At 70.8% G+C, this 18,135-nt stretch carries 16 protein-coding genes; 11 read left to right on the plus strand and 5 right to left on the minus strand.

Annotated features, from left to right (window positions below; translation table 11 throughout):
* Positions 1–6 precede the first annotated feature (6 nt).
* The 6 genes from AB0I77_RS23820 (at position 7) to AB0I77_RS23845 (ending at position 7,451) form a co-directional block, all read left to right on the plus strand.
* Positions 7–1,047, plus strand: a complete 1,041-nt coding sequence (locus tag AB0I77_RS23820) for an NUDIX domain-containing protein (RefSeq protein ID WP_363284669.1) — start codon at positions 7–9, stop codon at positions 1,045–1,047.
* 392 nt (positions 1,048–1,439) lie between these two features.
* Entirely contained in the window at positions 1,440–2,471 is a 1,032-nt protein-coding gene (locus tag AB0I77_RS23825) for an ABC transporter permease (protein ID WP_363284670.1), read from the plus strand.
* Between the two features lie 82 nt (positions 2,472–2,553).
* Entirely contained in the window at positions 2,554–4,221 is a 1,668-nt protein-coding gene (locus AB0I77_RS23830) for an ABC transporter substrate-binding protein (RefSeq protein ID WP_363284671.1), read from the plus strand.
* A 78-nt stretch (positions 4,222–4,299) separates the two neighbouring features.
* Positions 4,300–5,292: an ABC transporter permease gene (locus AB0I77_RS23835; protein WP_363284672.1), complete on the plus strand. Its 993-nt coding sequence runs from the start codon at positions 4,300–4,302 to the stop codon at positions 5,290–5,292.
* Between the two features lie 36 nt (positions 5,293–5,328).
* A complete protein-coding gene (locus AB0I77_RS23840; protein ID WP_363284673.1) occupies positions 5,329–6,405 on the plus strand; it encodes an ABC transporter ATP-binding protein in 1,077 nt (358 codons plus the stop codon).
* A complete protein-coding gene (locus AB0I77_RS23845; protein WP_363284674.1) occupies positions 6,402–7,451 on the plus strand; it encodes a dipeptide ABC transporter ATP-binding protein in 1,050 nt (349 codons plus the stop codon). The genes AB0I77_RS23840 and AB0I77_RS23845 overlap by 4 nt, the downstream gene beginning before the upstream one ends.
* On the opposite strand, the gene AB0I77_RS23850 is transcribed toward AB0I77_RS23845, so the two are convergent.
* The gene (locus AB0I77_RS23850) at positions 7,421–8,482 is read right to left on the minus strand and encodes a protein kinase family protein (protein WP_363284675.1); all 1,062 of its coding nucleotides are present in this window, start codon (positions 8,480–8,482) and stop codon (positions 7,421–7,423) included. The genes AB0I77_RS23845 and AB0I77_RS23850 overlap by 31 nt on opposite strands.
* Before the next feature lie 56 nt (positions 8,483–8,538).
* Positions 8,539–9,894, minus strand: a complete 1,356-nt coding sequence (locus tag AB0I77_RS23855; RefSeq protein ID WP_363284676.1) for a dipeptidase — start codon at positions 9,892–9,894, stop codon at positions 8,539–8,541.
* A gap of 246 nt (positions 9,895–10,140) precedes the next feature.
* Here AB0I77_RS23855 and AB0I77_RS23860 point away from each other — a divergent pair, with 246 nt between their 5' ends.
* On the plus strand, positions 10,141–11,397 hold the full coding sequence (locus AB0I77_RS23860) for a geranylgeranyl reductase family protein (RefSeq protein WP_363284745.1): 1,257 nt from the start codon (positions 10,141–10,143) through the stop codon (positions 11,395–11,397).
* On the opposite strand, the gene AB0I77_RS23865 is transcribed toward AB0I77_RS23860, so the two are convergent.
* The gene (locus AB0I77_RS23865) at positions 11,387–11,836 is read right to left on the minus strand and encodes a nitroreductase family deazaflavin-dependent oxidoreductase (protein ID WP_363284746.1); all 450 of its coding nucleotides are present in this window, start codon (positions 11,834–11,836) and stop codon (positions 11,387–11,389) included. The genes AB0I77_RS23860 and AB0I77_RS23865 overlap by 11 nt on opposite strands.
* A 185-nt stretch (positions 11,837–12,021) precedes the next feature.
* Here AB0I77_RS23865 and AB0I77_RS23870 point away from each other — a divergent pair, with 185 nt between their 5' ends.
* On the plus strand, positions 12,022–12,747 hold the full coding sequence (locus AB0I77_RS23870; protein ID WP_363284677.1) for a TetR/AcrR family transcriptional regulator: 726 nt from the start codon (positions 12,022–12,024) through the stop codon (positions 12,745–12,747).
* Between the two features lie 71 nt (positions 12,748–12,818).
* On the opposite strand, the gene AB0I77_RS23875 is transcribed toward AB0I77_RS23870, so the two are convergent.
* On the minus strand, positions 12,819–13,667 hold the full coding sequence (locus AB0I77_RS23875; RefSeq protein WP_363284678.1) for a BTAD domain-containing putative transcriptional regulator: 849 nt from the start codon (positions 13,665–13,667) through the stop codon (positions 12,819–12,821).
* Positions 13,668–13,785: 118 nt separating this feature from the next.
* Here AB0I77_RS23875 and AB0I77_RS23880 point away from each other — a divergent pair, with 118 nt between their 5' ends.
* Genes AB0I77_RS23880 through AB0I77_RS23890 form a run of 3 tightly spaced genes read left to right on the plus strand, consistent with a single transcriptional unit; the run spans position 13,786 to position 17,883 of the window.
* Complete coding sequence (locus tag AB0I77_RS23880; RefSeq protein WP_363284679.1) at positions 13,786–15,936, plus strand: MMPL family transporter; 2,151 nt, start codon at positions 13,786–13,788, stop codon at positions 15,934–15,936.
* A gap of 52 nt (positions 15,937–15,988) precedes the next feature.
* The gene (locus AB0I77_RS23885) at positions 15,989–17,221 is read left to right on the plus strand and encodes a sensor histidine kinase (protein WP_363284680.1); all 1,233 of its coding nucleotides are present in this window, start codon (positions 15,989–15,991) and stop codon (positions 17,219–17,221) included.
* Positions 17,218–17,883: a response regulator transcription factor gene (locus AB0I77_RS23890; RefSeq protein WP_363284681.1), complete on the plus strand. Its 666-nt coding sequence runs from the start codon at positions 17,218–17,220 to the stop codon at positions 17,881–17,883. Before AB0I77_RS23885 ends, AB0I77_RS23890 begins: the two co-directional genes overlap by 4 nt.
* Here AB0I77_RS23890 and AB0I77_RS23895 read toward each other — a convergent pair.
* Positions 17,844–18,134: a DUF6332 family protein gene (locus AB0I77_RS23895; protein WP_363284682.1), complete on the minus strand. Its 291-nt coding sequence runs from the start codon at positions 18,132–18,134 to the stop codon at positions 17,844–17,846. The genes AB0I77_RS23890 and AB0I77_RS23895 overlap by 40 nt on opposite strands.
* Between the last annotated feature and the right edge of the window lies 1 nt (position 18,135).

Below are 18,135 nucleotides of genomic sequence, written 5' to 3' on the forward strand. Positions count from 1 at the left end.
GGAAACGTGATCGTTTGGATCAACGGCGCGTTCGGTGCGGGGAAGACCACCACCGCACGGGAACTGATCGAGCTGATCCCGAACAGCACGCTCTTCGACCCCGAGGTCATCGGCGGAGCGCTCACGCACCTGCTCCCGCCCAAACACCTCGCCGAGGTCGGCGACTTCCAGGACCTGCCGATCTGGCGACGGCTCGTGATCGACACGGCGGCCGCGATGCTCGCCGAGCTGGGCGGGACCCTGGTGGTCCCCATGACCCTGCTGCGCCAGGACTACCGCGACGAGATCTTCGGCGGCCTCGCCGCGCGCCGGATCACTGTCCGGCACGTCCTGCTCGCCCCGGCGGAAACGATCCTGCGTGAGCGAATAGCGAGGCGTGAGGTTCCGCCGGACCTCCCCGACGGCGAGATACGGATACGACAGTGGTCCTACGACCACATCGAGCCGTACCGCGCCGCCCTCGCCTCCTGGCTCACCGCAGACGCCCACCCGATCGACACCGGCGCCCTCACCCCGTACCAGGCCGCCGCCCGCATCGCCGAGGCCGTCAACAGTGGCGCGGCCCCCGTCAGCGACATCGTGCAGACCCCCGAGCCGACCGCCGAGACCCTCGCCGCCGGCGTCCTCCTCTTCGACGAGCGGGACCGGGTGCTGCTCGTCGACCCCACCTACAAGGCCGGCTGGGAGTTCCCCGGCGGCGTGGTGGAACCCGGCGAGGCGCCCGCCCGCGCCGGTATGCGCGAGGTCACCGAGGAGACCGGCATCCGCCTCGACGACGTCCCCCGCCTCCTGGTCGTCGACTGGGAACCGCCCGCCCCGCCCGGCTACGGCGGTCTGCGCCTGCTCTTCGACGGCGGCCGGCTCGACTCCGCCGAGGCCGGACGCCTCCTGCTGCCCGGGCCCGAGCTGCGCGACTGGCGCTTCGCCACCGAGGAGGAGGCCGCCGACCTGCTGCCTCCCGTGCGCTACGAACGGCTGCGGTGGGCCCTGCGGGCGCGGGAACGCGGCGCCGCGCTGTATCTGGAGGCCGGGATCCCGGTCGGCTGACCTGTGCGGTGACCTGGGCTGTGACCTGTGGTGAGATCCCCGCCGTTGTTCGACATCGGCGGGGATTTCGTCAAGCACCGGACGGTGATGTCCTGGCAAACCGACGTCAAGCGGGTCCCGCGACTGCGTAGCAATACCTCCATGTGAGAGCTAACTGGACGCCGCGTGCTCGTCAACTCTTGGCAACGAGCGCAAACAATCCCTTTTCTGCGGCATATCCGTCTTGACCGGACTCTCGACACGTTGCGAAAGTCCGCTCTGTCTCGCGGCGACGACAAACAGCCGCCGCCCACGCTCTTCACCCAGGGGCACATGCGCATGACGAGTCCCTCCACTTCGGCGACCGCGGAAACTCCGCGACAGCCCCAGCCCATATCCGGGACGTCCGAACGATGACCACGCAACACGAGCCGGTCCCGATCGCCACCGGCACCCCGCCCGCGGCCGGCGCACCGCCGTCGGCCTCCGTGGCCGGCCTCCCCGCCATCGCCGGGCGTTCACCGGCCCGCATGGCGTGGAAACGCATCCGGCGGGACAAGGTGACCCTGGTCGCGTTCGTGGTCACCGTCCTGTTCATCCTGATCGCGCTGGTGGCCCCGGTGCTCACCGCGTTCACCGGCTGGGGTCCGATCACCCCGGACGGAAAGGCGATCGACCCGGACACGGGCAACTTCCCCCATGGCTCCCTGGGCGGCATCAGCCTCACCCACCTGCTGGGTGTCGAGCCGGGCACCGGTTACGACCTCTTCGCCCGGATCGTCTACGGTCTGCGCACCTCGCTCTTCGTCGGCTTCGCGTCGGCCGTGCTGTCCACCGTCGTCGGTGTGGTGGCCGGTCTCGCGGCGGGTTATTCCGGCGGCTGGGTCGACTCCGTGCTGTCGCGGGCCATGGACGTGATGCTGGCGTTCCCACAGCTGCTGTTCATCATCGCGCTCACCCCGGTCATCCAGAACGCGCTGCAGACCAACATCCACGGCGGCACCGACGAGAACCTCCGGCTGCTGGTCCTGGTCCTGAACATCGCGATGTTCGCCTGGGCCTACACCGCCCGCCTGGTGCGCGGGCAGGTGCTGTCCCTGCGGGAGCGGGAGTTCGTCGACGCCGCGCGGATCATGAGCGCCGGCCGCCGGCACATCCTCTTCCGCCAGCTGCTGCCCAACCTCTGGGCGCCGGTCCTGATCTCCTTCGCGCTCGCCGTCCCGCAGAACATCACCACCGAGGCGGCCCTGTCGTACCTGGGCGTGGGCGTCATCCCGCCCAACCCGGACTGGGGATCCCTGCTGTCGGACGCCTCCCAGTTCTTCCTCCAGGACCCGATGTACCTGTTCGTTCCCGGTGTCCTGCTCCTCTTCCTCGTCCTGGCACTCAACCTCCTCGGAGACGGAGTCCGCGACGCCCTCGATCCCCGCGCAGGCCGCAGCTGACGCGTTGCCCTGAGCACCCGGCGCGCACGGTCCCGTGACGGACCGCCGCAGCCGAACCAGTACCAGAACGGAGAGTTTGTCCATGACGCGCAGAACGCGCACGCTCGCCCTGACGGCTACCGCCGTGGCGATCGCCCTGGGGGCCACCGCATGCGGGGGTTCCTCCAGCACCACCAACAGCGGCGCCCCGACGAAGGGGGGCACGCTGACGGTCCTCAACCAGGCGGACTACGACCACCTCGACCCCCAGCGCGTGTACACGACCGAGGGGTCGAGCATGGACGAGGAGTTCGTGCGCACCCTCACCGGATGGGACGAGACGGGCTCTTCGCCGAAGCTGGTCGGCGACCTGGCCACCGACACCGGTACGCCCAGCAAGGGCGCCACCGTGTGGACCTTCCACCTGCGCCACGGGGTCAAGTGGCAGGACGGCACCGAGGTGACCGCGCAGGACGTCAAGTACGGCGTCGAGCGGACCTTCTCCCCGGACATCAACGGCGGCCCGCCGTACGCCAGTCAGTGGCTGACCGGCGGCTCCACGTACAAGGGCCCCTACAAGGGGCAGCAACTCGCCTCGATCCAGACGCCGGACAAGTACACGATCAGCTTCCATCTGGACCAGCCGGTCGCCGACTTCGACCAAGCCGCCGCCATGCCCGTGTGGTCGGCGGTGCCCAAGGCGCACGACACCGGCTCCACGTACGACACGCACGTCTGGTCCGACGGGCCCTACATGTTCAAGTCGTACACCAAGAACAAGGAACTCGTCCTCGTCAAGAACCCGCACTGGGTCAAGTCGACCGACCCGATCCGGCAGCAGAACGTCGACGAGATGGACGTGAAGTTCGGGCAGGACCAGGCCGCCATCGACCAGCAGATCAAGGCCGACGCCGGCATCGCCCAGACCTCGATCATGCAGTGGCCGATAGCGGGTTCCGACCTGACGACGATCGCGAACGACTCGTCGCTCAAGTCGCGCTTCTACAAGATCCCGGCCCCGGGCATCAACTACATGGCGATCAACACGCGCCGGGTCAAGGACATCCGGGTCCGTCAGGCGATCGAGTACGCGATCGACAAGACCACCGTGCGCGGCGCCTTCGGCGGTTCGGCGTACGGCGACTACGCGAGCACGATGCTGAGCCCCGGCATCGACGGCTACAAGAAGTTCAACCTCTACAGCGCGAACCCGGCCGGTGACCTCACCAAGGCCAAGGCGCTGATGAAGCAGGCCGGCAACCCCAAGCCGACCATGTCGCTGGCGGTGGAGAACCAAACCACGCAGGAGCACTTCGCCGACGCGGTGAAGACGTCGCTGGGCAAGATCGGCGTCACCGTCAACATCACCCCGATCGACAAGGCGAACTACTTCAGCACCGTGGACAACGTGAAGAACCAGTACGACCTGACCTGGATGGACTGGATCGCGGACTGGCCCAACGCCTCCACCGTGCTGCCCATCCTGTTCGACGGCCGGCAGATCGCGAAGCTGCCGCAGGCCAACCAGGACCAGTCGTACCTGAACGACCCGAAGGTCAACGCGCAGATCGACAAGATCAGCAAGATGGCGAGCCTCGTCCGGGCCAACACGGCCTACGGAAACCTGGACGAGCAGATCATGAAGGACGCCTCCGTGGTCCCGCTGATGTACATGAACTTCAGCGAACTGGGCGGCTCCAAGGTCGGCGGCATCATCCCGGACCCCATCCTCGCCGAGCCGAGCCTGGTGCACGCCTACGTCACCCACTGACGCACCCTCCGTCCGACCCCCTCGCCGGCGGTACGCCGTCGGCGAGGGCCTCCCCCTCACGTCAGGTCCCGGGACGACATGCTCCGTTATCTCATCCGACGCCTGCTGGCAGCGGCCGCGATCCTGCTGGTGATCACCGTGATCACCTTCGTCATCTTCTACGCGCTGCCCTCCGACCCCGCACTCCTGGCCTGCGGAAAGACCTGTTCGCCCTCCCGGCTGGAGGAGATCAGGCACTCGCTGGGCCTGGACCAGAGCCTCGTCACGCAGTTCTGGGAGTTCTTCAAGGGGCTCTTCCTCGGCCGCGACTACGGCGACCAGAGCCTGCGCGTGCACTGCGGCGCGCCCTGCCTCGGGATCTCCTTCCAGACCGACACTCCGGTCCTCACCACGCTGCTCCAGGACTTCCCGGCCGACCTGTCGCTCGGCCTCGGTGCCGCGGTGGTCTTCCTCGTCCTGGGCGTCGGCCTCGGCACGGTGGCCGCGGTCCGCAGGGGCCGGGCCGCCGACAAGGCGGCGGTCGGTCTCGCGCTGGTCGGCGTCTCCGTGCAGATCTACTTCATCGGACTGCTGCTGCTGTTCCTGTTCGTCGACAAGTGGCAGATCCTGCCCGCGGCCGGCTACACACCCTTCACCCAGGACCCGACCGCCTGGTTCCAGGGGCTGGTCCTGCCGTGGACCACGCTGGTCTTCGTCTACCTCGCGCTGTACACCCGGCTCACCCGCTCCTCGATGCTGGACGTCTTCGCCGAGGACTACATGCGCACCGCCCGGGCCAAGGGACTGCCGGCCGCAAAGGTCGTCCTCAAGCACGGGCTGCGGGCCGGGATCACCCCGATCATCACCATCTTCGGCATGGACGTCGGCTCGCTCATCGGCGGCTCCGCCGTCATCACCGAATCGGTGTTCGGCATCAACGGCATCGGCAAGCTCGCGGTGGACTCGGTGCAGAACTCCGACCTGCCGGTCATCCTCGGCACCACGCTCTTCGCCGCCACGTTCGTCGTGCTCGCCAACGTGGTCGTCGACGTGGTGTACGGCCTTGTCGACCCCCGTGTCCGCCTTGCCTGAGGCACCCGATCCCTCTGTCGTCACAAGGACAAGCCAGTGACCCTGCACACCTCCCCGCAGCCCACGGACGTCACGACCACGTCCACCGCCTTCCTCGACGTACGGGACCTGCGGGTGCACTTCCCCAGCGAGGACGGTGTCGTCAAGTCCGTCGACGGCGTCTCCTTCACCCTGGAGAAGGGCCGCACCCTCGGCATCGTCGGCGAGTCCGGCTCCGGCAAGTCGGTGACCTCGCTCGCCCTGCTCGGGCTGCACAAGGGCACGCGCGCCGAGGTCTCCGGCGAGATCTGGCTGGAGGGCCGGGAACTCGTAGGCCTGCCCGAGCGCGAGATGCGCGCGCTGCGCGGCACCACCGTCTCCATGATCTTCCAGGACCCGCTGTCCGCGCTGCACCCCTTCTTCACCGTCGGCGCCCAGATCGCCGAGGCCTACCGCGTGCACCACAAGGTCTCCAAGAAGGAGGCCCGGGAGCGTGCCGTGGAGATGCTGAAACGGGTCGGCATCCCGCAGCCGGAGCGGCGGGTGAAGGACTACCCGCACCAGTTCTCCGGCGGTATGCGGCAGCGCGCCATGATCGCCATGTCACTGGTCTGCGACCCCGCGCTGCTCGTCGCGGACGAGCCCACGACCGCGCTCGACGTCACCGTGCAGGCGCAGATCCTGGACCTGATCCGCGACCTCCAGGAGGAGTTCGGCTCCGCCGTGATCATCATTACGCACGACCTCGGCGTGGTCGCCGACGTCGCCGACGACATCCTGGTGATGTACGGCGGGCGCCGCATCGAGTACGGCACCGTGCGCGACGTACTCAAGCAGCCCGAACACCCCTACACCTGGGGCCTGTTGCAGTCGATGCCGCACATCGGCGGCGACGTGACCCAGCGGCTGAACCCGGTCCCCGGCACCCCGCCGAGCCTGATCAACCTTCCCGGCGGCTGTGCCTTCCATCCGCGCTGCGCCCACAAGGGCTGGGTGGGGGAGGGGCGTTGCACGACCGAGCGGCCCGAACTGCGGACGGTCGCCGGCAGCGCCGCGCACATCGCCGCGTGCCACCTCACCCCACGGGCGAAGCAGGAGATCCGCGGCGAGAGCGGGAACAGGAGCAAGGCGTGAGCACCGAAGAGGAAGCACAGACCCCGCCCGCCGGTGGGCCGCTGCTCGACGTCAGGGGGCTGCACAAGCACTTCCCCATCCGGCACGGCATCGTCTTCCAGCGGCAGATCGGGGCCGTACGCGCCGTCGACGGCATCGACTTCTCGGTCGGCGCCGGCCAGGCGCTGGGCCTGGTCGGCGAGTCCGGCTGCGGCAAGTCGACCACGGGCCGCCTGGTGACCCGGCTGCTGGAACCCACGGCCGGTTCCATCGTGTTCGACGGCCAGGACATCACCCACCAGCCGGCGGCGAAGCTCCGGGAGACGCGCCGCAACCTCCAGATGATCTTCCAGGACCCGTACTCCTCGCTGAACCCCCGGCACACGGTCGGCACCATCATCGAGACGCCGATGCGGCTCAACGGCATCGAGCCGCCGCAGGGTCTCAAGAAGCGGGCGCAGGAACTCCTCGAAACGGTGGGTCTCAACCCCGAGCACTACAACCGCTATCCGAACGAGTTCTCCGGCGGCCAGCGGCAGCGCATCGGCATCGCCCGCGCGCTCGCCCTGCGGCCCAAGCTCATCGTGGCCGACGAACCGGTGTCGGCGCTGGACGTCTCCATTCAGGCCCAGGTGGTCAACCTCCTCCAGGACCTGCAACGGGAGTTCGGCATCGCCTTCCTGTTCATCGCCCACGACCTCGCCGTCGTCCGGCACTTCTCCGAGCGCGTGGCGGTGATGTACCTCGGCCGGATCGTCGAGGTGGCCGACCGGGAGGCGCTGTACGCACGGCCGCAGCATCCCTACACGCGCGCGTTGCTGTCCGCCGTCCCCGAGACCGATCTGGACGCGGTGCGGCCCGAGCGCATCCGCCTGACCGGTGACGTGCCGTCGCCGATCGACCCGCCCTCCGGCTGCCGGTTCCGCACCCGCTGCCCCAAGTTCGCGGGGGCGCTCACCGAGGGCGAACGCACCGCCTGCGTGGAGAAGGAACCCGAGCTGCTCGACCGGGGCGGCGGCAACCCGGTCGCCTGTCACTACGCGGAGAGCGCGGCGCCGCTGTCGTAGAGCGCGCCCCGGATCTCCTCGTACGGATAGGGCGTGAGCCTTCCTTCCCGGTCCAGTCGCCGGAAGAAGTCGTTGATCACGGCGGTGAGGGGGGCGTGCCGGGTGACGATCCGGGCGGCCGTCCGCGGCATCCCCTCGGGGCGCGCTCCGTCGGCGCACGCGCGCACGAACGCCTCGCGCTCGTCACGGGCGTGCCCGTGGACCGCTGTCACGAGCCAGTTCACGAAGTACGAGGTGGCGTAGGCGCGGTCATAGTCGCGGTGCCGGTCGAAGAACGCGTGCTCCTGGGGAGTGAGGCGGAAGCGGGAGGACAGCGCGAGGCCGTAGTCCGCGAAGTAGAGCCGGCGGCCGTCGGTGAGGATGTTCTTGAAGTGGGCGTCGAAGTGGACGAGTCGACGCTCGTGGAGGAAGTCGACGGCTTCCGTCAGGCCCCGCTCCACCAGCGCGCAGGCGGCGTCGGCGTCCTCGGTGCGGATCCGCGCGTCGAGCCAGTCGTGGAGGGTGTACGGGATGTACTCCAGGAACAGGGTCAGGCTCGCGCTGGCCGTCCGCAGGGCCTCGATGCGTTCGCGCACCTGCGGGCTGCCGCCCCAGTAGGCGACGGTCCGGTCCACGTCGGCCAGTTCATCGGGCAGCGGCTGGGGCTCGACGGGCAGGACCCGCCAGTGGTGAGTCAGCGGGAAGCCCGCAAAGGCGCCGGTGAGGACCCAGTCGGTCGTCATCGTGTGCGTGGCGAGTTCCTGCCAGGCCCCGAAGCCCGGCCCCTTGCCGATGCCGTAGTGGCCGGCGGACGGCAGGCCGAAGATGTTCGCCGTGGACCGCGCGTGCTGTGGGAGCAGCTCGGTGTCCGTCAGCGGCACGCGCTTGACGAAGACGCGCCGCTCGTCCACTTCGACATGCAGGACCCGTCCCCCGATCCCGATGCCGACGGGCACGCCGGACTCCACCAGTTCGGCGAGCTCGTGGTCGCTGAGCAGGGCGAGGGACGTGGCGAGGTCACTGTGGGCGGCGAGGCGCGCGGGGCGGGACATGATCCCATCCTCAGGGCGGGGCCGGGTATCCGTCCGCCGTTTTCCGAAGGGTTGGCTCAGCTCGCCGCGTAGTTGCGCAGGAACAGGGCCTCCGCCACCGAGAGTCGTTCCAGTTCCTCGGGGGACACGCTCTCGTTCACGGCGTGGATCTGCGCCTCCGGCTCGCTCAGGCCGATGAGGAGGATCTCCGCGCGCGGGTAGAGGGCGGCGAGGGTGTTGCACAGGGGGATGGAGCCGCCCTGGCCGGCGTACTGCATCTCCTGGCCCGGGTACGCGACCGCCATCGCCTCGGCCATCGCCGCGTACGCCGGGCTGGTCGTGTCCGCGCTGAACGCCTGGCCCTGGCCTATCTGCTCGGTCCGCACGCGGGCGCCCCAGGGCGTGTTCGTCTCCAGGTGGGCCTGGAGCAGCTTGGTCGCCTCGGCGGCGTCCACGCCCGGCGGCACCCGCAGGCTGACCAGCGCACGGGCGCCCGCCTGCACGGACGGGGTGGCGCCGACGACCGGCGGGCAGTCGATGCCGAGGACCGTGACGGCCGGGCGCGCCCAGATCCGGTCGGCGACCGTGCCGTCCCCGATCAGCCGCACGCCGTCCAGGACCTTGGCGTCCTTGCGGAACTGCTCCTCTTCGTACTGAAGCCCCTCCCACCGCGTTTCGGGGGCGAGCCCGTCGACGGTCGTCGAGCCGTCCTCCGCGCGCAGCGAGTCCAGTACGCGGATCAGCGCGCTGAGCGCGTCGGGGGCGGCGCCGCCGAACTGGCCGGAGTGCAGGTTGCCCTGGAGCGTGTCGATCTGCACCCGGACGAGGGTCATGCCGCGCAGGGTGGAGGTGACCGTCGGCAGTCCGACCCGGAAGTTGCCCGCGTCGCCGATGACGATGGTGTCGGCCTCCAGCAGGTCGGGGTGCTCCTCGGCGTACCGCTCCAGACCGCCCGTGCCCTGCTCCTCCGAGCCCTCGGCGATGACCTTGACGTGCACGGGCACGCCGCCGTTCGCCTTCAGCGCGCGCAGCGCGAGCAGGTGCATGATGACGCCGCCCTTGCAGTCGGCGGCCCCGCGCCCGTACCAGCGGCCGTCGCGCTCGGTCAGCTCGAACGGCGGGGTGGTCCAGGCGGTCTCGTCCAGCGGCGGCTGCACGTCGTAGTGCGCGTAGAGCAGGACCGTCCGGGCGCCGGCGGGGCCGGGCAGGTAGCCGTACACCGACTGGGTGCCGTCCGGGGTGTCGAGCAGGGCCACGTCCTCGAAGCCCTCGTCGCGCAGCGCGTCGGCGACCCAGCGGGCGGCGCCCTCGCTCTCGCTCCTGGGGAACTGGTCGAAATCCGCCACCGACTTGAAGGCCACCAGCTCGGTGAGCTCCGCCCTCGCCCTCGGCATCAGCGAGGCGACGGTCTCGGCGACCGGATTCGACGACATGGGCACGCTCCTTGTGGGTGCGACGTTGTACCGATGAGTGCCGTAGATCCTCCCACAGTGGTCTGTGGGGGCCTCCCCCGTAGGATGCGGGGGACAGGTGCGACAGCGGCTTGATCGGGAGCACAGACCATCGTGAGCAGCGAGAACTCTTCGGCGGACGGCACTTCGGCGGACGACACTTCGGCGGGCGACTCTTCGGCGGACGACACTTCGGCGGGCGACTCTTCGGCGGACGACGTACAGCGGGTGTGGGACGTCGTCGTGGTGGGCGCGGGACCCGCGGGGGCCTCGGCCGCCTATGCGGCGGCGGTCGCGGGACGGCGCGTGCTGTTGCTGGAGAAGGCGCAGCTGCCGCGCTACAAGACCTGCGGCGGTGGCATCATCGGCCCCTCGCGCGACTCCCTCCCGCCCGGCTTCGAGCTGCCGTTGCGGGACCGCGTGCACGCGGTGACGTTCTCGAACAACGGCCGCTTCACCCGCACCCGCCGCTCCAAGCAGATGCTGTTCGGGCTGATCAACCGGCCCGAGTTCGACCAGCAGTTGGTCGAGCACGCCCAGAAGGCGGGCGCCGAGCTGCGCACGGGCGTCACCGTCCAGCGGGTCGAGCAGCACGGCTCGGCCGTGCCGGACCGGCGCACGGTCGCCGTGGTCCTCCAGGGCGGTGAAACGGTGCTCGCACGTGCCGTCGTCGGCGCGGACGGCAGCGCGAGCCGCATAGGAGCACACGTCGGCGTGAAGCTCGACCAGGTGGACCTCGGCCTGGAGTCGGAGATTCCGGTGCCGGAGACGGTCGCCGAGGACTGGCAGGGGCGGGTCCTCATCGACTGGGGCCCGATTCCCGGCAGCTACGGCTGGGTGTTCCCCAAAGGCGACACACTGACGGTCGGTGTGATCTCCGCGCGCGGTGAAGGCGCCGCGACCAAGCGGTACTTGGAGGAGTTCATCGGGCGGCTCGGCCTCGCCGGCTTCGAACCGAGCATCTCCTCGGGCCACTTGACGCGCTGCCGGGCCGCCGACTCGCCGCTGTCGCGCGGACGGGTCCTGGTGTGCGGGGACGCCGCCGGACTCCTGGAGCCGTGGACGCGCGAGGGCATCTCGTTCGCCCTGCGCTCGGGCCGGCTCGCGGGGGAGTGGGCGGTCCGGACGGCGGAGGCGCACGACGCGGTGGAGGCCCGGCGCCAGGCGCTGAACTACGCGTTCGCGATCAAGGCGGGGCTCGGCGTCGAGATGAGCGTCGGCCGGAGCATGCTGACGATGTTCGAGCGGCGCCCCGGCCTGTTCCACGCGGCCCTCACCGGCTTCCGCCCGGCCTGGAAGGCGTTCATGGACATCACGCGTGGCTCGACCTCGCTGGGCGAACTCGTCCGCACCCGCCCGATCGCCCAGCGCGCTCTGACCGCGATGGACCGCCGGTCCGCGGGCGTGCCGGGTGCCCCGGGTGCGCCGGACACTCCGGGTGCGCCGGACACTCCGGGCACCGCGGCCGACGAGGTCAGCTCCTGACCGTGATCCGGAAGACCGGGTGGTCGGGGGCGATACGGCGCAGTTCGGCGTCGGAGGAGCCGGGGCCGACGCCGTTGAAGAAGACTCCGACCTCGGCCTTCCAGCGCTTGAGGTAGGCGCGCAGGAGCGGGACCTTGTCGTCGTCGGTGACCTCGGTCGCGGTGAACACGTCCACGTTCCTGCCCAGGCGCAGTTCGCCGCCGCCGGCCGCGCGCATGTTGTGCGTCCACTGGACGTGACCGCGCGGGGCGACCAGATACCCCTGTCCGTCCACGGTCAGCAGGTTGACGGGGGTGGTCCGCCACTCGCCGCTCTTGCGGCCGCGGACCGCCAGCACCCGCGAGCCCCAGACGCTCATGCCCCGGCGGGTCATCCAGGCCACGACGCGGTTGAAGACGTTGACGGTGAACCAGCCGGGCTTCTGAACATGCGTGGACACGGTGACCCCCAGGTGCGAGAGAGCGTCGCTCACGTTTGTGAGCAGTGCTCTCGCTTGATGGCCAGTCTGCCGCAGATCGGTGATCCAAAGCAAGAGCAGTGCTCTCGTATGTGTACGGCGCTCTCTTATGTGTGCGGTGCTCTTGTCTGTGTGCACCGCTCTCGTTTCATGGAACACTGGTCTGCATGACGAGGAGCACCACACCCGGCATCCGAGCCCGGGCCAGGATCGAAGTCACGGCGGCCATCAAGGACGAGGCGCGCAGACAACTCGCCGCGGAGGGTGCCGCGAAGCTCTCGCTGCGGGCGGTGGCCCGCGAACTCGGCATGGTCTCCTCCGCCCTCTACCGGTACTTCCCCAGCCGCGACGAACTGCTGACCGCGCTCATCATCGACGCCTTCGACTCCATGGGCGAGACCGCGGAGCGCGCCCACGAGGCGGTCGCCGACGCCGGCCCCGTACAGCGCTGGTCCGCGGTGTGCGAGGCCGTGCGCGGCTGGGCCCTCGGGCATCCGCACGAGTACGCGTTGATCTACGGACCGCCGGTGCCGGGCTACACCGCGCCCGACACCACCGTCCCGGCCGCCTCCCGCGTGGGCCTCCTCTTCATCGACGTCCTGCGCGACGCGTACCAGGGTCTCGGCCTGGCCAAGCCCCCGCTGCCCGCCGAACTGCGCCCCGAGGCCGAACGGATGGCCGCCGACCAAGCCCCCGACCTCCCGCCGGAGACGGTCGCGGCACTCGTCGCGGCCTGGGCCCAGCTGTACGGGCTGATCGGGTTCGAGCTGTTCGGCCAGTTCAACCGGGTGGTGACGGACCGCGAGCCGTTCTTCCGGCATGCGGTGGCCCAGCTCGCCCAGGGGGTGGGGCTGGTGTTTCCGCAGGAGGGGCGGGCCGGGAAGGGCTCGTAGGGTCCACCAAGCATGTTTCCAGTGCCCGGCAGGCAACCCCTGCCCGTCAAGGGGCACCAGCTAGGTCTGCCCTATGCCGCCGGAACCGGCGGCATAGGCAGCAAGGTGGGGTCCTGGCGCAGGATCCGGGTGTGCAGTGAACGCAGGGCGGGCCCCGGGTCCGCTCCCATCGCGTCGGCGAGGCGCTGCCGTGCCCCTTCGTACGCGGTGAGCGCGTCCGTCGGGCGGCCGGTTCGGCACAGGGCGAGCATCAGCAGCTCGACCAGGCGTTCCCGCAAAGGGTGCGCGGCCACGAGCCGGACGAGTTCGTGGACGTACTCGAAGGACCGGCCGAGTTCGATCGCCCCGGCGAGCCGGGCCTCGAGGACGGTGAGGCGTTTCTCGGTCCAGCGGAGCCGTTCCGCCGCAAGGTACGGTGCTCGCAGGCCCTCGGCGAACTCCCCGCGCCACAACTCCTCCGCGCGCCACGCCAGTTCGCCCGCCCGCTCCAGCTCCCCGGAGTCCCGCGCCGCCAGCGCCTCGGCCACCAGCCGCCGCCGCTCCCGCAGGTCGTCCGCCGCCGCGCCGGTGAGCAGATATCCGTTGCCGGTCCACGACAGCTCCGGCCCGTCTCCCAGCGCCCGGCGCAGCCCGGAGACGTACTTCTGCACGAGGTTGCGCACATGCACGGGCGGTGCGCCGCCCCATACGGCCTCGACCAGAGAGTCGTAGGAGAGCGGGCGGCCTTCCTGGAGCAGGAGTACGGCGAGGATCGCGCGCTGCTTCGGCGGGCCGAGGGGGATTTCCACGCCGTCGCGCAGGGCCCGCAGCGGGCCGAGCAGTTCGCAGCGCAGACCGTGTGAGCCGTGCAGACCGTGTGAGCCGCGCGGGCCATGTGAGTCTCGCGAGCCGTGCGATGTCCCGGTTGTCCCCTCAGCCATGGTTCGAGCCTAGCCGGGATGCCGTCTTCCAGTGGATCTTCCAGCGGGACTTCCAGCGATCCGACCGATCCTCACCGAGCACGAACCGAACCCCCAACTTCCCGAGGAGGGCCACCAGATGCTCACCCGGCTCGGCCGACTGGCCGTGCGGTACAGCCGTGCTGTGCTGATCGGCGCACTGCTCGTCTTCCTCGGCCTCGGCGCGTACGGTGCCGGTGCCCAGGACGATCTCGACCTCTCCCGCTGGGACGCGCCGGGCACGGAGTCGGTGCGCGCCGGCGACCGGTTGCGCGAGGACTTCCGCACCGGAAACCCCAACCTCGCCCTGCTCGTCACGGCACGCGACGCAGACGTCGACAGCGCGCGCACCGAACGAGCGGGGCGTGAACTCGCCGCCGAGGTCGCGCACTTGCCCCTCGTCACGGACGTCACCTCGTACTGGGATGCCAACAGCCCCGCTCTGCGCGCCGAGGACGGCCGCCGCGCGCTGATCCTCGTCCGTCTCGAAGGAACCGCCACCGAGACCCGTGAGGCACTCGCCTCATTCTCCCCGGAGCTGACCCGCACCACCGCCGAACTCGATGTCCGTGTCGGCGGGCAGGAGGAGATCTCGCGGCAGGTCGGCGAGGAGGCCCGGGCGGACTTCCTGCGCGCGGAGGTCTTCGCCCTGCCCGCCGTCCTGCTCCTGCTGATCCTCGTCTACCGGCGCACGACAGCCGCTCTGCTGACCGTCGGTGTCGGCCTGCTGTCCGTCGTCGGCACGCTCGCCGGGCTGCGGCTGATCGCGCGGTTCACGGAGGTGTCGACGTTCGCCGCGAACCTCGCGCTCGTCCTCGGCCTCGGGCTGGGCATCGACTACAGCCTGTTCGTGATCAACCGGTACCGCGAGGAACGTGCGGCCGGACACGCCCAGCAGGAGGCCGTCGTCAGGGCCACCGTCGCGGCCGGCCGCACGGTGGTCTTCAGCGGGGTCACGGTCGCCGTGTCCCTCTGCGCGCTACTGGTGTTCCCGTTCTTCTTCCTGAGCTCGTTCGCGTACGCCGGAGTGCTCGTCGTGGCCACCGCGGTCGCCGGGGCCGTGATTCTGCTGCCGGCCGCGCTGGCCCACTGGGGCCACCGGGTGGAACGGCCCGCCGCGCCCGCCTCCGGCTTCTGGCACCGCACCGCGCTCGCGGCCATGCGCCGACCGCTCGTCGCCGGTGCCGGAGTCCTGACCGTCCTCCTCGTCGCCGCCTCACCCCTGCTCGGGCTGCGCTTCGGCCTCCCCGACGAGCGCACGCTGCCCGCGGGCACCTCCTCGCGCACGACCTCCGAGATCGTGCACCGCGACTTCGCCGCCGAACCCACGGACACGGTCCAGGTCGTGCTGACCGAGCCCTCGGGCACCCGCGGGTACGCCGCCCGGCTCTCCCGCGTCCCGGGCGTGTACCAGGTCGACGCCCCCGAGGGCACCTACCAGGACGGCCGCCGCACCGGCGCCCCCGGCCAGGACCGGCTGACGGCACCCGACGGACGCGTGCGCCTGGCCGTCGTACCCACACAGCAGGCCATGTACGGCGACGTCCCCGCGCTCGTCGAACGCGTCCGGGAAACCCCGGCCCCCGCCCCCGCCCTCGTCGGCGGCTATCCCGGCGAGACCACCGACTTCCGCGCCACGCTCCTGGACCGGCTGCCGCTCGCCGTCGCTCTGGTGCTCGGGTCGACGTACGTGATCCTCTTCCTGATGACCGGCAGCGTGCTGCTGCCCGCCAAGGCGACCGTGCTCAACCTGCTCAGTCTCTCCGTGATGTTCGGCTGCCTGGTGTGGGTCTTCCAGGACGGCCACCTGTCCGGGCTCCTCGGCTTCACCCCGACCGGCTCGATCGAGCCGAGCATCCCAGTGCTGATGTTCTGCGTGGCCTACGGACTGTCGATGGACTACGAGGTCTTCCTGCTGGCCCGCATCAAGGAGGAGCACGATCGCATCGGCGACACCGAGCGCGCCGTCGCCGAGGGCATCCGCCGCAGCGCACCGCTGATCACCGCGGCGGCCGGGATCCTCGCCCTGTCCTTCCTGTCGTACGCCACCTCAGGCGTCGTCTTCCTCAAGGAGCTCGGCATCGGCACGGCCCTGACGATCCTCGTCGACGCCACCCTCATCCGGGTCGTCCTGCTGCCGGTGACGATGCGGCTCGCCGGGAGCGCGAACTGGTGGGCCCCGAAACGGCTGCGCCGGCTGCGGATCAGGGAGCCCGAGCCGGCCGACGTACTTCGCCGGGAGTACGTGTGATCACCGCGCTCGGCTGACGCCGTCCCCGGCCGTCGGCGTCTAGCGTGGCGGCATGGACGAGCAGCGCGTACGCGGGAGCGGCCCGCCGCAGTGGTGGCGGCACGGGCCGCCGTGGGGGAACCGCTGGGGCGACGCGGACCGGCGTCCTCGATGGCCCTGGCCGTCCACCGTGCTCCTCACGTTCTTCGTGCTCGGCGGCTCGAACTACGCGGCCCAACAGCAGGTCGAGCGCGCGCCCCTCGACACGTTCGCGCGCCTGCTGCTGGTCGTGGCCGGCGTCCTGCTGCTGTGGCGGCTGCGGTATCCGGTGTTCGTCGCGTTCGGCACGGCGACGGCCGCCATGCTCTACCTGGGCGCCGGCTACCCGTACGGACCGGTTTTCCTCACGGTCGCTCTCAGCTGTTTCAGCGCCGTCGTGGCCGGACACCGCAGGGCCGCCTGGGCGGCGCTGGGGATGCTCTGGGCGGGGCACGTCCTGGTGGCGCACTGGCTGTACCGGTGGCTGCCGCCGTCCGGGGACGACGCCGCCTCCTGGGGGCAGGAGGTCGTGGTCGCCACCTGGATGGTCGCGATCGTCGCCCTGTCGGAGCTGGCCCGCACCCGGCGCGAGCAGTGGGCCCGCGAGCGGGCCGAGCGCGCCCAGGCGGCGCGGCGGCGCGCGGACGAGGAGCGGCTGCGCATCGCCCGCGAGCTGCACGACGTCCTCGCGCACAGCATCTCGGTCATCAACGTGCAGGCCGGCGTCGGCCTCGCGCTCCTCGACACCGACCCGGAGCAGGCGCGCACGGCGCTCACCACCATCAAGGCCGCCAGCAAGGAGGCGCTCGGCGAGGTCCGCCAGGTCCTCGACACGCTGCGCACGCCCGGTGACGCGCCGCGCGCGCCGGCGCCGGGCCTCGACCGGCTGCCGGAGCTCGTCGAACAGGCGGCGGGCGCGGGCCTCACGGTCGAGGTCGAGGGCGAGGCCCCGCGTCTGGCACCCGGCACGGACCTCGCGGCCTTCCGCATCGTCCAGGAGGCCCTCACCAATGTCGTACGGCATTCCGGTTCGCGGCACGCGCGCGTGCGGCTCGATCACGACGGCGGCGCGCTACGGCTCCGTATCGACGACGACGGGCCCGCGACCGGCGCCGACGCGGGCGGCAGCGGCAACGGCCTGGCCGGAATGCGGGAGCGGGCCGCCGCGCTGGGTGGCACGATCGAGGCGGGGCCGCGTGCCGACGGAGGGTTCCGGGTGCTGGCCGTGCTGCCGCTGAAGGTGAAGCCCGAGGAGGACGACCGGTGATCCGCGTACTGCTCGCCGACGACCAGTCACTGGTGCGGGCCGGCTTCCGGGCGTTGCTCGACGCGCAGCCGGACATCGAGGTGGCCGGGGAGGCCTCCGACGGCGAGGAGGCGCTGCGCAAGGTGCGCGAACTGCGCCCCGACGTCGTGCTGATGGACATCCGCATGCCGCTGCTCGACGGCCTGGCCGCGACCCGCCGCATCACGGACGACCCCGCCCTGACGGACGTCAAGGTGGTCATGCTCACCACCTTCGAACTCGACGAGTACGTCTTCGAGGCGATCCGCTCGGGCGCCTCCGGCTTTCTGGTCAAGGACACCGAGCCGGAGGAACTCCTGCGCGCCATAAGGGCGGTGGTCGGGGGCGACGCGCTGCTCTCGCCGGGGGTGACCCGCCGCCTGATCGCCGAGTTCGCGGCCCGTTCGAAGGAACCGGCCGCCGCCGACGCCCTGACCGAACTCACCGAGCGGGAGCGGGAGGTGATGGCCCTGGTCGGCATCGGCCTGTCCAACGACGAGATCGCCCGCCGCCTGGTGGTCAGCCCGCTCACCGCGAAGACCCACGTCAGCCGCACGATGGTCAAGCTGGGCGCCCGCGACCGGGCTCAACTCGTCGTGCTGGCCTACGAGTCGGGGTTGGTGCGGCCGGGCTGGCTGGGCTGAGGCTGTTGCCCCTGCCGGAAACGGACCAGCACGCTGATGACCCGGGCAAGGAAGAGGACGGGCGCGAGCACCAGTCCGGTGCGGAGCAGCACGAGTTCCACGGTGTGCGGAAGTTCGAACAGCAGCGCCGGTCCGGCGACGGCCCCGAAGACGACCGCCGCGGCGAACAGCGCGCTGCACAGCGCGTATCCGATCTCGACAGTGATCGCGTCCCGCTCGGCCTGACCGCGCCGTCCCCCGTAATGCGTCATC

This window comes from Streptomyces sp. NPDC050619, from assembly GCF_040654815.1.
GTDB lineage: Bacteria > Actinomycetota > Actinomycetes > Streptomycetales > Streptomycetaceae > Streptomyces.